The organism is Streptomyces sp. NPDC048197 (genome assembly GCF_043202395.1).
Lineage (GTDB): Bacteria > Actinomycetota > Actinomycetes > Streptomycetales > Streptomycetaceae > Streptomyces > Streptomyces siderophoricus.
This window is the reverse complement of sequence record NZ_JBIDAJ010000004.1, coordinates 126,836-140,715: the sequence shown is the minus strand read 5'-3', so window position 1 is coordinate 140,715 and position 13,880 is coordinate 126,836. Positions and strand designations below refer to the sequence as shown.

Sequence of the window (13,880 nt, the reverse complement as noted above, 5' to 3'; positions counted from 1 at the left end):
CGCAGCAGCAGGCCGACCGCAACAGCCCGCCCACGGGGTCATGGCCGGTGGGCGGCGAGCATGGCATGGGTGAGACGGGCGGTGGTCCGGTGCCACCGCCCGGCATCCCGCAGCATGGTGTGCCGGCCCCGGGCCATGGTGAGGAATTGAGCCTCCGCGCCTGCCTGGCGCGCACGTTCGCTGAAGTCGCGGGAGCCCTGGTAGTCGGTGATCCGGTCGCGGGCATCGTGGAGCAGCGCGAGAAGCTTCCCCCGCAGATGGGCCACCGGCTCTCCGGGTGGGCACCAGGGCGCCAGCGCGACGACGCCGCGGACCGCCGGATGACCACCGGCGTGCAGCGCTGCCCGCCCGCCCATGGAATGGCCGACGAGGACGATCGGCACGCCGGGGCAGCGTGCCACCAGATCGTCGAGTGCCTGACCAGCGTCACGGGCGGCATCGGCAGCCTCGCCGTTCCAGCCGCGATAGCGGTAGCGCACGGACGCGAGCAGGATGTCCTTCCCCTCCGCTGCCCGCGCGACGGCCCCCAGGAAGGGCCGCATGCGCAGGGCGGGGAGATTCAGCAGCGGCAGCGGGTCGGTGCTGTCGGCCTGACCACCGTGGAGGAACAGCACGGCGGACCGCGGGGCGCCGGGACCGCGGTGGACGACGAGCCGCCGGCGCGCGGGATCCCGTCGCGGACTGCCGTCATCCGCAGTGACGCTGCCGGTGGTCATCGGTCGTGATCCTTTGCGTTGTGGGACGAGGGGGTGACCGGGGAAGGCACCCGCCCCGGTGGCCGGCCCCGCCAACTCCGCCGCACAGCGTAACCCCATCCCGTAAGGCCATTCCGGGACGCCATTGGGGGCCGGGAGGTGGCGTCGCGTGGGCCGACGTGAACATCGTCACAACTGCCCTGCCACAGGGGTGCGTTGGCCACTCGCGGCTAGGACTTGCTGCATGACAGGGGCTGGAGTTGACGTGATCGCCCGTGGGGCGAGTGTGCACGGTCCGAGGGGGCCGGTGTTCGAGGGTGTGGACCTGGATGTGCCGGCGGGCGGGCTGCTGGCCGTGCACGGGCCGGCGGGGAGCGGGCGTACGTCGCTGCTGCTCGCGCTGGCCGGGCGGATGCGGTTGTCCGGCGGGGCCGTCCGGGTCGGCGGGTACGTACTGCCCGCGGAGGGCCGGCGGGTGCGCGCGGCCGTTGCCGTCGCCCGGGCGGCGCCCGCCGTCGCTCTCGAAGGGCGGCTGCGGGTGCAGGAGGTGATGGCCGAACGGTGCCTCACCGGAGCAGGGGTGACCGAGCGGCGCATCCGCGAGGCGTTCGAGACGGTAGGCATCGGCCCACGCGGGACCGAGCTGGTGGAGGACCTCGACCCGGTCGAGGCGCTGCTGCTGGCGACCGCGCTGGCCCTCGCCGAGCGTCCCGGCGCCCTCGTCGTCGACGACGTCGACGACGGCCTGCCGCCCGAGGCGCACGGCCGCGTGTGGCAGGCGCTGGACCAGGCCAGGAACAGCGGCCCGGGGCGCACCGTACTGGCCGGGTGCCTCCGCACCCCGCCGCCCACCCCCGGCCTCGTCGCGCTGTCACTTCCGCGGCGCAGCCGCGACCGCCTCCCGGCCCGGACGGCCGCCGCGCGAGAGGACACCGACACATGAAAGCCGTCAAGCTGGCACTGCTGGAACTCCGGCGCTTCCGCGGCCCGGTTCGCCGTCTGGTCCCCTTACTGCTGTGCCTGGTGCCGCTGCTGTACGGGGCCATGTACCTCTGGGCGAACTGGGACCCGTACGGCAAGACCGACCGGATGCCGGTGGCCGTCGTCAACCACGACCACCTGGCCCACGCCAAGCAGGGCCGCCGGGTGGACGCCGGTGATCAGCTGGTGAAACAGCTCAAGGCGTCCGGCACCTTTGACTGGCACTTCGTCGGCCAGGACGAGGCGCGGGACGGGCTGGAGCACGGCCGCTACTTCTTCACCATCGACATCCCGTCCGACTTCAGCCGCAAGCTCGCCACCGGCGCCGACACCCGTCCCCAACAGGCCGGCATCCGGATCGAACTCAACGATGCCAACAACTACATCGCCGGCATCATGACCGAAGTGGTACAGACCAAGCTGCAGGACCAGATCAACTCCGCCACCCATGCCGCCTATGTGCGCAGCATCTACGGCGAACTGTCGGACGTCCGCGGCAAGTTGACCACCGCATCCGACGGCGCGCACCGGCTGGTGGGGGCCACCCGCGTGGCCCAGCAGGGCACTTCCACGATCGCCTCGGCCACCGCCACCCTGCACGACGGGGCCGGCGACGTCGCCTCAGGAGCCCAGCAGATCGCCCGGGCCACCGGACAGATCGACGACCTTACGGGCCGCCTGGACCAGGCCGCCGCCGACCGGCTTCCCGGCGCCGCCTCCGCCCTTGTCAGCACCGCCCGGCTGACCACCGACGGGCTGGACGCCGTGCACACCGCCACCACCGCCACCCGCAAAGGCACCTCCCGGGCCGTGGCCGACCTCACCGATCTCGCCGACAACCACCCAGAACTACGCGACGACCCCGTCTACCGCCGGGCCCTGAGCCACGCCCGCAGTCTGGACTCGACCGCCACCGCCCTCGACGGACGGGCCGCCGCAGCCGAGAACAACGCCCGCCGGGCCCTCGACGAGGCCGAACGCCTCCAGGACGACGTCGGCTCCCTCCGACGCGACGTACTGGCCCTGCACACCCCGCTCCGCCTGGTCGACACCGGTTCGCACCGCGCGGCCGACGGCGCGCACGGCCTCGTCGAAGGGCTCGCCACCCTGGAAAAGGGCTCCGGTGCCCTGCACACCGCCGCCGAGCAGGCGCACGGCGGCGCCTCGGAAGTCTCCCGCACCGTGGACGACGGACTGCACAAGATCCCCCGCACCAGCCCCGACCAGGTCGCCCACGCCGCCGAAGTGCTGGGCACGCCCGTGCACATCGACCGGACGAACCTGCACCCGGCCGGGGTCTACGGACGAGGGCTGGCACCGTTCTTCTTCGGCATCGCCCTCTGGGTGTTCGGCCTCTTCGCCTACCTGCTGCTGCGCCCCCTCAACACCCGGGCCCTGGCCGGCCGGGTCAGCGCCTTCACCACCGCCGTCGCGGGCTGGCTGCCGGCCGCACTCCTCGGCGCCGTGGGAGCACTGGTGCTCTACGGTGTCGTCGACCTGACCCTCGGACTGAACCCCGTCCACGGCTTCTGGACGCTCGCGCTCCTGGTCACCGCGGCGGGGGCGTTCGTGTCCGTCGACCACTGCCTGCGCACCGTGTTCGGGGTGCCCGGTGACGTCCTGTCGCTGGTCCTGCTCATCCTGCAGCTCACCGCCTCGGGCGGCCTCTACCCGCTGCCCACCGAACCGGCCTTCTTCCAGGTGCTGAGCCCGATGCTCCCGATGACCTACCTCGTCGACGGCCTGCGCGTGACCGTCTCGGGCGGCCTCACCGGCAATCTGCTCCGGGACTTCGCGGTCCTCCTGGCCTGCACCGCCGGTTCCCTCGCCGTGACCGCCCTCGCCGTACGGCGGCAGCGGGTCTGGACGGTCGGACGTCTCCATCCCGACGTCTCTCTGTAGCAGGGAGGCGACCCTCAGCGGTGCTGCTGGTGGGGGGAAGCCGGATGGCTGGTGGGGCGGTCGGCTTCGGTGGCGGCCCAGGCGGCCAGCAGCTGCAAGGCGTCGTGGTCGGGCGTGCCGGGGGCGACGCTGTAGCCCCTGACCCTCACGGGCCCGGCAGGAGTCCGGGCGGCCAGGAAGGTGGGAAGCCAGGCGGTCAGGCGGTCAGGCCGAGCGTGGGCAGACGGTCAGGGTCGGTGAGGATGTCGAGGCCGGTGATGCGGCCGTCCCGGATGGTGAACGACATGACGGACAGCGGCCGCCCCTCGGCGAAGGAGACAACGCCCGGTGTGCCGTTGACCAGCACCAGACGCGCGTCCGCCGCGAAGCGGGCGAAGGTGATCGCCTGGGACGCCACATCGGCCGCCCCGCGCCGCAGGATGCTCGGGACGAGCGTGCCGCCGTCGGAGCGCGCGACCACCTCGGGATCGAGGACGGTCAGGAGCGCTTCGAAGTCGCCACCGCGGGAGGCGGTCAGGAAGGCGTTGACGACGTCGCGCTTGCGGGCGAGGTCCGTGTCCGCCGCAGGGGCGGCGCCCTGAACGCGGCGGCGGGCACGGCTGGCGAGCTGGCGGGTGGCGACCGTGGTCCGGCCGAGGACGGGGGCGATGTCGTCGAAGGGCACGTCGAACATGTCGTGCAGGACGAAGGCGAGCCGCTCGGCCGGGGAGAGGGTCGCCAGCACGATCATGAGCGCGATGCCCACCGAGTCCGCGATCAGGATCTCCTGCTCGGGATCGACGCGGGCCGACGCGGTGACCACCGGGTCGGGCAGCCGGACCGATCCGTCCTGCTCGGGCAGCGGATCCTCGCGGCGCGAGGTACGCGAGCGCAGCATGTCCAGGCATATCCGCCCGACGACCGTGGTGAGCCAGGCACCGAGGTTCCGCACCTCGCTCACATCGGTGCGGCTGAGCTTGAACCAGGCCTCCTGGACAGCGTCCTCGGCCTCGGCGAGCGATCCCAGCATCCGGTAGGCCACCGCGCGCAGCCCCGGCCGCTCCGCCTCGAAGCGGTCGGCCAGAGAAGAGATGTCGCTCACCCGTCATACCCCCGTGTCCGGATCCGTCGGTCCGGTGAAGAAGCTAACGGATCACCGGGCAAGCATCAGACGAATGCCGTGATCAGCAGCAGTGCCCGGCTGACGCACCCCGCGCCGGTTCTGAGGTGCATGCCGCCCGAGCATCGGCGGGCGGCGGGGTGGCCGGGCGGTCGGTGGCCGGCCCGGGATCCGTTGGGCAGGATGCCGGTGTGGCGAAGTCGTGGGCGTGTGAGGCATGTGGGGTCCGGCTTCCGGGGCGCTCGCGGCCCGGGGCGGACGGCAGGCAGCGAGGAGGCCGGCCGGCACGGTACTGCTCCGACGCCTGCCGCCAGCGCGCGTTCCGGGAGCGGGCGGCCGCAGCGTCCCGTGCTGCCCCACGCGCCGAGCTGCCGGGCCGCGGACTCCCGGTCTCGCTCGATGCATTCGTGGGCCGCGAACGGGAGTTGGCGCGCTTACGGACGCTGCTGCGGTCGTCCCGACTGCTGACGCTGACCGGGCCCGGCGGAGTGGGCAAGACCCGGCTGGCGGTCGAGCTCGCGGGCGGTGTGCGCGGCGGACGCGCGGGCCGTGCCCAGTTGGTGGAGCTGGACGGGCTGCACGACGGTGAGCTGCTGCCGCAGACCGTGGCCGCCGCCCTCGGCGTACGGGAGCGGGCCGGCCGGGCGGGGGAGGAGGCGTTGGTCCACGCACTGGAGAAGCGCAGCACCCTGCTCCTCCTCGACAACTGCGAGCATCTGGCCGAGCCCTGCGCAGCATTGGCCGCGGCACTCCTCGCCCGCTGCCCCGGCCTACGCATTCTCGCCACCAGCCGAGAGCCGCTGCGGGTGCCCGGCGAGGTGGTCTTCCGTGTCGGCATCCTGTCCCTGCCGCCGGCCCCGGCAGGTGCCGGCGGGGACCATCACGGGAACCAGGGCGACCATCACGGAGACCAGGGCATCGACCCGCTCCTCCGGTCGGAGGCGGTCAGGCTCTTCCTGGAACGTGCCCGTACCTGCGATGCGGGGTTCGAGCCCACGCCCGGTGATGTCCGGACCGTGGCCGAGATCTGCCGGCGGCTGGACGGGCTGCCGCTGGCCATCGAACTCGCGGCGGGCCGTACGGCGTCGCTCCGGCCGGCCGGGATCCTGCGCGGGCTGGACGATCAGCTGTCGCTCCTGACCGACGGCAGCAGGACGGGGCCGGGGCGCCACCGCGAGCTGGGAGCCACGATCGACTGGAGCCATCGCCTGCTGGATCCGCTGGAAAGGACGGTTTTCCGGCGGCTGTCGGTGCTCGCGGGCGGGTTCGACGCGGAGAGCGCGGCCGCGGTCTGCGCGGACTGCGGACCGGCCGATGACGGTGCCGAGGCAGGCGACCGTTGCGGCGACGGGCGGTGCGGCGTACGGCGGAGCCAGGTGTTGCCCGTGCTGTGCGCCCTGGAGGCCAAGTCCTTGATCGTGCGGATGCCCGGGGACGCGCCGGGGGCGGCGAGGTTCCGGCAGCTCGCGGCGATCCGGGCGTACGGAATGGACCGGCTCGCCGAGGCCGGGGAGCTACCGGCCGTCTGGGACCGGGCGATCGACCGTTTGGCCGGGCAGGCGGCCGAGGGCGCCGCCCTGGTGTTCCCCGACGGCGCCGCCCTGCCGCTGGCCCGGGAACAGGAGAACCTCGCGGCAGCCGTGGCCCGTGCCGCCGAGCGGAGCGACCCGCGGCACACCGCGCTCGCCCTCGCGTTGGCCCGGCTCCACTACCAGCAGGAGCAGTTGACGGCCGCCCGTTCGCTGCTGACCGAGGTGCTGGCGCGGACCGCGTACGGCTCCCCGGACCACGGTGCGGCGCTGGCGCTGGCGGCCCGTGCGGCCTGTCAGCAGGCCGACCGGTCGGCGGCGCTCACCTTCGCCCGGGAAGCGGTCGCCGTGGCACGCGCCGGCCCACCGCACCCCGGCCGGCTGGCCAACGCCCTGGACGCCCTGGCGGCCGCGCACCTGTGCCGCGGTGCCCACCACGAGGCCGTCGCCGTCTTCGTCGAGTGTCTGGCGGTGGTCCGTACGCTGGACCGGCCGCTGGACACCGCCGTGTGCCGGCACCACCTCGCCTGGGCCCTGCTCCAGACAGGCGACACCGCGCAGGCGGCCGCAGTGATGGAGGAGTGCCTCCCCGCCCTCGAATCCGGCGCTCCGCCGGGGCAGGCAGCGGCTGCCCTGCACACCGCGGGCGCGATCCAGATGGCGCAGGGGAACTGGGACGCCGCCGAGAGCAGGTTCGCCGAGGTGCTGGTGAAGGTGCCGGACGGGGAGAGCCTGCATGCGCTCTATCCGGTGGAGGGCCTGGCCATCGTGGCGGCCGAACGCGGCGCTCCCGAACGGGCGTTACGACTCTACGCCGCGGCCGACGCGGCGCGGCGACGCACCGACACCGAACCGGAAGCGAGCTGGCGGGGAAGGGTGGAGTCGGCCGCAGCCCGGGCCAGACAGCGGCTCCACCCTGCTCGGGCCGACGCGGCGATCACGGCCGGCCGCCGCCTGCGCGGGGAACGGCTGCTCTCCTACGCCGTACCCGGCAACACATCAGCCGGCTGCTTGACGAACCATGCCGAGCACACCGACATCGCGCGCCACACCTCGACCGAAGCAAGTAACTCGGCAAACCAACTCCCGCTCACAGCACGCGAACTGACGGTCTCCCAGCTCGTCGCCCAGGGGATGACCAACCAGCAGATCGCCACGCAACTGGGCCTGTCCAAGAGCACGGTCGCCAGTCATCTCGACCGGGTCCGGGACAAGCTGGGCGTCCGCTCCCGTACCCAGATCGCCGTCCGGGTCACCGGACGGGCGGAGGGTCCCGGTCCTGGCGACGAGCCGGGGCAGCTCCGGCCATGATCCGCCGGACAGGCCCTCGGCCTCCCCGTGGGGTTTCGTCACGCCCGTAACCGGCCGGTCATTCGACGGATGTGCGCGGCCGACCTGACCACGGAGGCTGGCCCGAGCCGGGGGAGGAGCTCATCTTCCCCGGTGCTCTCGCCAACGCCACCATCCCGCAAAGGAGACGCGATGCGGTACGCCGACGAGACCGGCCCGGACGGTGCTGCACCAGGAACACCGCGCAGTTCACGCAGGTCCTTCATCAGGTCGACCTCCGCCGGAGTGACGGCAGTGGCGCTCGGTGCGAGTGTGACTGCCGCTGCCGGCCCGCCGGCCCAAGCAGCAGAGGAGGCCGCCCCGGGAGCCCGGCGCGGCAGCCGTCCGCTCGCCGTCACCCCGGCCTGCTCGGGCCACGAAACACCGGCATCCATCGAGGGCCCGCTGTTCAAGCCCAACTCCCCCGAGCGCAGCGATCTGATCACGCCCGCGATCCAGGGCGTACGGCTCGATCTCAGCGGCGTCGTGTACGACACGTCCTGCAAGCCCCTGCCCGAAACCCTCATCGAATTCTGGCAGTGCGACCAGAACGGCGACTACGACACCTCGGGCTTCTCCCTGCGCGGCCACCAGTACACCGACAGCAGGGGTGCCTACCGACTCCGCACCATCATCCCCCGTGACTACTGGGGCCGTTGGGGCCAACGGGCCCCCCACATCCACACCCAGGTCCAGGCTTCCGGCGGCCCGGTGCTCATCACCCAGCTGTACTTCCCCGACAACACCCAGGCGTACGGCAGGGACTTCACCGCGCTCAACGCCGCCGACCGACTCCTCAACCGCGCCTGCACGATCCGCCTCACCGGCCCGGAGGACGGCCGCTACACCGGTGCCTTCGACTTCGTCATCACGACAACGGTCTAGGCACCGTTCACCCGTCCACCCACCCCCATCCGGACAAGGAATGCGTATGACCTCGCACAGCCCCTCCGCCCGGCGGCGATCCGTCCGGGTCTCCCTGCTGGCCGCCCTCGCCACCACCGTCGTCACCGGGAGCCTGGTCCTGGCCGGCCAGAGCGGTGATCCGACCACTCCGGCCGCAGCCACCGCTCCCGCGGCGTCCCTCGCCCCCGCCGCCCCGCGCGCGGGGCAGTGGCAGGCAACCCCGGTGCCTGTCAAGAAGGGCGATCTGACCGCCGTCGCCGCACTGAGCGACAAGCAGGCCTGGGCCGTCGGCTACCGGCTCAAGAGCGCCACCTCCGTGGAGGCGATCACCCTGCGCTGGGACGGGACCTCGTGGACCCAGGAATCCACCCTCCCCGACAACAGCTTCCCGCAAGCGCTCACCGTCCGCTCGGCCACCGACATCTGGGCGGTGGGCAGCGCCTCGGCCCATTGGGACGGCATCAAGTGGACCGCATACCAGCTGGCCAACGACCCCTCCGGCCATGTCGTCCCGGACGCCGTGACCACTACCTCCGACGGGAAAGTGTGGACGGTGGGCCGGGCCATGGGCCGGTCGATCAAGGACGGCGTCCCGGCCGTCCAGTCCTGGGACGGCAAGGCCTGGCACCGGCAGCCGCTGCCCGATGTCGGCAAGGGCGAGCTCAGCGCCGTCACGGCGGTCGCGCCCGACGACATCTGGGCCGCGGGAGCCGCTTACGCTCCCGATGACAAGTCCCCACAGTCGGCGCTGCTGCTGCACTTCGACGGCAGCAGTTGGCGGCGGGTCCAGGCGCCCGGCCCGCAAACCACCCACAACTGGCTCGGTGCGATCACTGCCCTCTCGGCGGACGACATCTGGGCGGTGGGCGGGAGCACCACCGGCAGCACGGAGCGACCGCTCGCCGTGCACTGGAACGGCAGCACCTGGACCACGGCCAAGACACCGGACGTGGCCGACGGTCGGCTCCGCGCCGTAGGCAAAACCGGCACCGGCGAGCTGTGGGCCCTCGGCGGCAAGGGGGCAGCCCCTGTCGCCCTGCACTGGAACGGCCAGCGCGACCAGTGGGAGAAGGCCACGGCCCCGGACATCGTCATCCGCGGCTCCACCACCGTGCCCCACAGCGCCGACCTGTGGGCCACCGGAATCTCCCGACACGGCGACCTCATCCCGACGGTCACCCGCCTCAGGAACTGAAAGGTGACTCAACTCCACTGGCTGCCAAACGGTTGGGTTCCTCCAGTGAGTCGATCCGCTGTCGACCAGCGGGTATGTTCCCCGCTCTCCTCCACCACACCCGGCAGCGGCCACCGAGCCCGTCGCCGCCGCCCGCCTGTTGGCGAAGGCCAATCCGGCTCGGCTGCGCCGGATCCTGGAGTTCGCCCGCCGCGGCGCCCGTCCCGCCACCGCCGACCAGGCCCTGGCCGCCCGCGAAGCAGTCGTCTCGGTCAGCCTGCGCTGCGCCGGTCAGGGCTGCCTGCAACGCTCCCTCGCCACCGCCCTGCTCTGCCGCTTGCGCGGTGCCTGGCCCACCTGGTGCACCGGCGTGCGCACCCACCCCTTCGCCGCCCATGCCTGGGTCGAGGCCGAGGGCCACCCCGTGGGCGAGCCGCACCCCAAGGGCCACTTCAAACCGCTGATCGCCGTCCCACCCTCTCACCGGCAGGGGAGTAGCCGAGCGCCACCCGTCAGGGACTCCGATGGGCGTTGAGCCGGGCGGCCTGGCGCGTCAGGTGGTTGCGCTCGGCGAGGTTGGGTGCCTGGTGGGCCGCCTCGGCGTACAGCCGTGCCGCCGTCGCCAGGTCGCCGGCACGCTCGTGGAGGTACGCCGCCACCGCGGTCCGGCGGGGCAGTGAGGTGTCCAGCTCCCCGAGTGCCGCCAGCCCGGCGCGTGGTCCGTCGGCCTCGCCGACGGCGACCGCGCGGTTGAGCCGGACGACCGGGCTGTCGGTCAGGCGCGTGAGCTCGTCGTACCACTCGACGATCTGCACCCAGTCGGTCTCCTCGGCGGTGGGCGCGTCGGCATGGAGGGCGGCGATGGCGGCCTGGGCCTGGAACTCGCCCAGCCGGTCGCGGGCGAGGGCCGCCTGCAGGATCGCGATGCCCTCGGCGATCGACTTCGTGTCCCACCGGCCGCGGTCCTGCTCGGCGAGCGGCACCAGGCTGCCGTCCGGCGCGGTCCGGGCAGCGCGGCGGGCGTGGTGGAGCAGCATGAGGGCGAGCAGCCCTGCCACCTCGGGGTGGTCGACCTGCGCCGCGAGCTGCCGGGTGAGCCGGATGGCCTCGGCGGCGAGGTCGACGTCGCCGGAGTAGCCCTCGTTGAAGACCAGGTACAGGACGCGCAGCACGGTGGCGACGTCGCCCGGCTGGTCGAGGCGCACGCCGGCCACGGTGCGTTTGGCCCGGCTGATGCGCTGCGCCATGGTCGCCTCGGGCACCAGGTAGGCCTGGGCGATCTGGCGGGTGGTGAGCCCGCCGACGGCGCGCAGCGTGAGCGCGACCGCGGACGACGGCGTCAGCGACGGGTGGGCGCACAGGAAGTAGAGCTGGAGCGTGTCGTCCACGGAGGGTGTGGGGCCGGGCGGCGGTTCCTCGTCCACCAGGTCCTCACGCCGGCGGCGGGCGGCGTCCGAGCGGGCCTGGTCGAGGAACTTCCGCCAGGCCACGGTGACCAGCCAACCCTTCGGCTCGTGCGGAGGGTGGGCCGGCCAGACGCGGACCGCCTCGACCAGCGCTTCCTGCACGGCGTCCTCGGCCGCCGCGAAGTCGGCTCCGCGGCGGACGAGGATGGCGAGCACGCTCGGCGTGAGGCTCCGGAGCAGGGCCTCGTTCATCGGAGCCACCTAAAAGGCACGCGGGGCGTCTGACACACCTGACAGGTCACTCCGTGATGGTGGGCGGGGCGGCCAGGAACGGGCGCACCTCGAGCCACTCGTGGATCGGCTTCCCGCCCGCCCCGGGGGCGGCCGACAGCTCACCGGCCAGCTCGACGGCGCGCTCATGGCTGTCGACGTCGATCACCATCCAGCCGGCGATGAGGTCCTTGGTCTCGGCGAACGGGCCGTCGGTGACCGGCGGGCGCCCCGCACCGTCGTACCGGACCCACGATCCCTCGGGGGCGAGCGCCTGACCGTCGACGAACTCGCCGGTCTTCTCGAGCCGGGCCGCGAAGTCCTGCATGTACTGCATGTGCGCCGAGACCTCCTCGGGCGTCCACTGATCCATGGGCACGTCGTTGACCGGGGCCGGAGCGCCGCGGTAGTGCTTGAGCAGCAAGTACTTGGCCATGGTGATTCTCCTCGGTGCTGGTGCGACCCATTGTGGTCGCGTTCACCTCGGGGACGGAGCCGGTCCCGGGTTCTCGACATCGCCGACCGAATTTTTTTGACCCTTGTGGTCGAGCCCGGAGGGAACGTCTCGCGGTGCCCGGCTCCCCGGCCGTGGGCAGGGGGCGGCACGGCGCGAAACCAAGGTCTCGCCTCCGATGTCACAGACCGCCGGGCTGTCTTGTCTTGAGTAGTGAAGGCAGATGCTCACGACAGGATGGTGATGGTCATGCGGGTGTTCGTGGCAGGCGGGACCGGGGTGTTGGGGCGGCGGCTGGTGCCGCAGCTCCTGGCCCGTGGCCACCAGGTGACGGCCACGACCACGAGTGCGGCCAAGCTGGGCCGGCTGGCGCAGCTGGGCGCGGACGGCGTGGTGATGGACGGGCTGGACGCGGCGTCGGTGGGCGAGGCGGTCGCCAAGGCCCGGCCGGAGGTGCTCGTGCACCAGATGACCGCGATCTCCGTGGCCCACGCCGGCAAGCCCGACATCAAGCATCCGGACCGTTGGTTCGCCACCACCAACCGGCTGCGCACCGAGGGGACGGACCACCTGCTCGCGGCGGCCGAGGCGACCGGTGTGTCCCATGTCGTCGCCCAGGGGTACGCCTCGTGGAACGGCATCCGCGAGGGCGGATGGGTGAAGACCGAACAGGACCCGCTGGACCTGCTTGAGGGCACGGCGGCGCACGTGGGGTTGAAGGCATTGGCCCGCGTCGAGGACGTCGTCCTCCGGGCCGGCGGCGCGGTGCTGCGCTACGGCGCGTTCTACGGGCCGGGAGCCATCGACGATCAGGTCGAGCTGGTCCGCAAGCGGCAGTATCCGCTGGTGGGGCGGGGTACCGGCTACAGCTCGTGGGTGCATCTCGATGATGCGGCGAGCGCCACCGTCCTGGCCGTGGAGCACAAGGCGACGGGCGTGTTCAACATCGTCGACGACGAACCGGCTCCGGCGAGCGAATGGCTGCCCCACCTGGCGGCGTGCGCGGGAGCGAAGCGGCCGAGGCGCGTCCCGGTGTGGCTGGCCCGGCTGCTGGCCGGGGACCAGGCGGTGGTGATGATGACCGAGGGGCGTGGTTTCTCCAACGTCAAGGCCAAGCGGGAGCTCGGCTGGCAGCTTCGCCATGCGTCGTGGCGCCAGGGCTTCGAGGAGGAACTGGCGTGACCGGAAGCATGGCGAAGGCCGAGGAGTTCGAGGAGTTGCGGCCCCTGCTGTTCTCGATCGCCTACCGGATCCTGGGCAGCGTGACCGAGGCGGAGGACGCCGTTCAGGAGACCTGGCTGCGCTACGAGACGTCCCCGACATCCCCCGTCTCGGCCAAGGCGTTCCTGTCCGCCGTGGTCACCCGCATCTCGATCAACGTGTTGCACTCGGCCCGCGTCCGGCGCGAAGAATACGTCGGGCCGTGGTTCCCCGAGCCGCTGCTCACCGACCCCTACCAGGACCCCGAGCGCTCGGCCGAGCTGGCCGACTCGGTGTCGATGGCGGCCCTGCTCCTGCTGGAGCGGCTCACCCCCCTGGAGCGCGCGGTGTTCGTGCTGCGGGAGGTGTTCGAGTTCGGCTTCGCGGACATCGCCTCGGCGGTGGGCCGCTCCCAGGCCGCGTGCCGCCAGCTGGTGGTACGGGCCCGCCGCCATATGCACGCCGGCCGGCCCCGGTTCGAGGCCGACCGGCGCGAGCGCGAGGAACTCGCGGTGCGGTTCTTCGACGCCTTCACCGAAGGGGACATCGACGGGGTACGCGAACTGCTCGCCGCCGACGTCCAGATGGTCGCGGACAGCGGCGGCAAGGCCCCGCAGTGGGCGGGCGGCTTCTTCGGTGCCGACCAGGTGTCCAGGGTGCTCGCGGCTCTCCTCGCGCCGTTCGTCCACATCGGTGGCGTCGTGGAACCCCACCAGGTGAACGGCCAGCCGGGTGCGATCTTCCGCGACCGCGACGGCAAGGTCATCCACACCTGGACGCTCGACATCCTCGACGGGCAGATCCAGACGATCCGCACGGTGAGCAACCCCGACAAGCTCGGGCATGTGGGCCCCGTAGCGGATGCCTGGGCGGTCCTGCGCGAAACGCAGCAGGCCCGCCGGGACGCGGACTGACCGGCAACACTCAGAACAGGG

13 protein-coding genes are annotated in these 13,880 nt (G+C 72.6%); 8 read left to right on the top strand and 5 right to left on the bottom strand.

Translation table 11 applies throughout. From position 1 onward, the window contains the following. Nucleotides 1–38: 38 nt before the first annotated feature. Nucleotides 39–716, bottom strand: a complete 678-nt coding sequence (locus ACGF4C_RS07735; RefSeq protein ID WP_393564143.1) for an alpha/beta hydrolase — start codon at nucleotides 714–716, stop codon at nucleotides 39–41. A gap of 286 nt (nucleotides 717–1,002) precedes the next feature. Here ACGF4C_RS07735 and ACGF4C_RS07730 point away from each other — a divergent pair, with 286 nt between their 5' ends. Both ACGF4C_RS07730 and ACGF4C_RS07725 read left to right on the top strand, forming a co-directional pair. After that, nucleotides 1,003–1,638, top strand: a complete 636-nt coding sequence (locus ACGF4C_RS07730; protein ID WP_393564142.1) for an ATP-binding cassette domain-containing protein — start codon at nucleotides 1,003–1,005, stop codon at nucleotides 1,636–1,638. Continuing rightward, nucleotides 1,635–3,578, top strand: coding sequence for a YhgE/Pip family protein (locus ACGF4C_RS07725; protein ID WP_393564140.1), 1,944 nt, complete (start codon nucleotides 1,635–1,637; stop codon nucleotides 3,576–3,578). Before ACGF4C_RS07730 ends, ACGF4C_RS07725 begins: the two co-directional genes overlap by 4 nt. A 14-nt stretch (nucleotides 3,579–3,592) precedes the next feature. On the opposite strand, the gene ACGF4C_RS07720 is transcribed toward ACGF4C_RS07725, so the two are convergent. Together ACGF4C_RS07720 and ACGF4C_RS07715 are read right to left on the bottom strand one after the other, a co-directional pair. Further along, a complete protein-coding gene (locus tag ACGF4C_RS07720) occupies nucleotides 3,593–3,727 on the bottom strand; it encodes a hypothetical protein (RefSeq protein WP_393564139.1) in 135 nt (44 codons plus the stop codon). A 47-nt stretch (nucleotides 3,728–3,774) separates the two neighbouring features. Next, nucleotides 3,775–4,659: a sigma-70 family RNA polymerase sigma factor gene (locus tag ACGF4C_RS07715; protein ID WP_393564137.1), complete on the bottom strand. Its 885-nt coding sequence runs from the start codon at nucleotides 4,657–4,659 to the stop codon at nucleotides 3,775–3,777. Between the two features lie 425 nt (nucleotides 4,660–5,084). Between ACGF4C_RS07715 and ACGF4C_RS07710 the strand changes: the two genes are divergently transcribed. The 4 genes from ACGF4C_RS07710 (at nucleotide 5,085) to ACGF4C_RS07695 (ending at nucleotide 10,150) form a co-directional block, all read left to right on the top strand. Next, nucleotides 5,085–7,517: a LuxR C-terminal-related transcriptional regulator gene (locus tag ACGF4C_RS07710; protein WP_393564135.1), complete on the top strand. Its 2,433-nt coding sequence runs from the start codon at nucleotides 5,085–5,087 to the stop codon at nucleotides 7,515–7,517. 291 nt (nucleotides 7,518–7,808) lie between these two features. Beyond that, nucleotides 7,809–8,420, top strand: coding sequence for a dioxygenase (locus tag ACGF4C_RS07705; RefSeq protein WP_393564133.1), 612 nt, complete (start codon nucleotides 7,809–7,811; stop codon nucleotides 8,418–8,420). Between the two features lie 46 nt (nucleotides 8,421–8,466). Further along, the gene (locus ACGF4C_RS07700) at nucleotides 8,467–9,636 is read left to right on the top strand and encodes a hypothetical protein (RefSeq protein ID WP_393564131.1); all 1,170 of its coding nucleotides are present in this window, start codon (nucleotides 8,467–8,469) and stop codon (nucleotides 9,634–9,636) included. Nucleotides 9,637–9,694: 58 nt separating this feature from the next. Beyond that, nucleotides 9,695–10,150: a lasso peptide biosynthesis B2 protein gene (locus tag ACGF4C_RS07695; protein ID WP_393564509.1), complete on the top strand. Its 456-nt coding sequence runs from the start codon at nucleotides 9,695–9,697 to the stop codon at nucleotides 10,148–10,150. On the opposite strand, the gene ACGF4C_RS07690 is transcribed toward ACGF4C_RS07695, so the two are convergent. After that, entirely contained in the window at nucleotides 10,128–11,273 is a 1,146-nt protein-coding gene (locus tag ACGF4C_RS07690; RefSeq protein ID WP_393564130.1) for an RNA polymerase sigma factor, read from the bottom strand. The genes ACGF4C_RS07695 and ACGF4C_RS07690 overlap by 23 nt on opposite strands. A 46-nt stretch (nucleotides 11,274–11,319) precedes the next feature. Further along, on the bottom strand, nucleotides 11,320–11,727 hold the full coding sequence (locus ACGF4C_RS07685) for a YciI family protein (RefSeq protein WP_201806450.1): 408 nt from the start codon (nucleotides 11,725–11,727) through the stop codon (nucleotides 11,320–11,322). A 261-nt stretch (nucleotides 11,728–11,988) separates the two neighbouring features. Here ACGF4C_RS07685 and ACGF4C_RS07680 point away from each other — a divergent pair, with 261 nt between their 5' ends. Together ACGF4C_RS07680 and ACGF4C_RS07675 are read left to right on the top strand one after the other, a co-directional pair. Next, on the top strand, nucleotides 11,989–12,927 hold the full coding sequence (locus tag ACGF4C_RS07680) for an NAD-dependent epimerase/dehydratase family protein (RefSeq protein ID WP_393564507.1): 939 nt from the start codon (nucleotides 11,989–11,991) through the stop codon (nucleotides 12,925–12,927). Between the two features lie 8 nt (nucleotides 12,928–12,935). Next, complete coding sequence (locus ACGF4C_RS07675; RefSeq protein ID WP_393564505.1) at nucleotides 12,936–13,859, top strand: RNA polymerase sigma-70 factor; 924 nt, start codon at nucleotides 12,936–12,938, stop codon at nucleotides 13,857–13,859. Nucleotides 13,860–13,880: the final 21 nt, after the last annotated feature.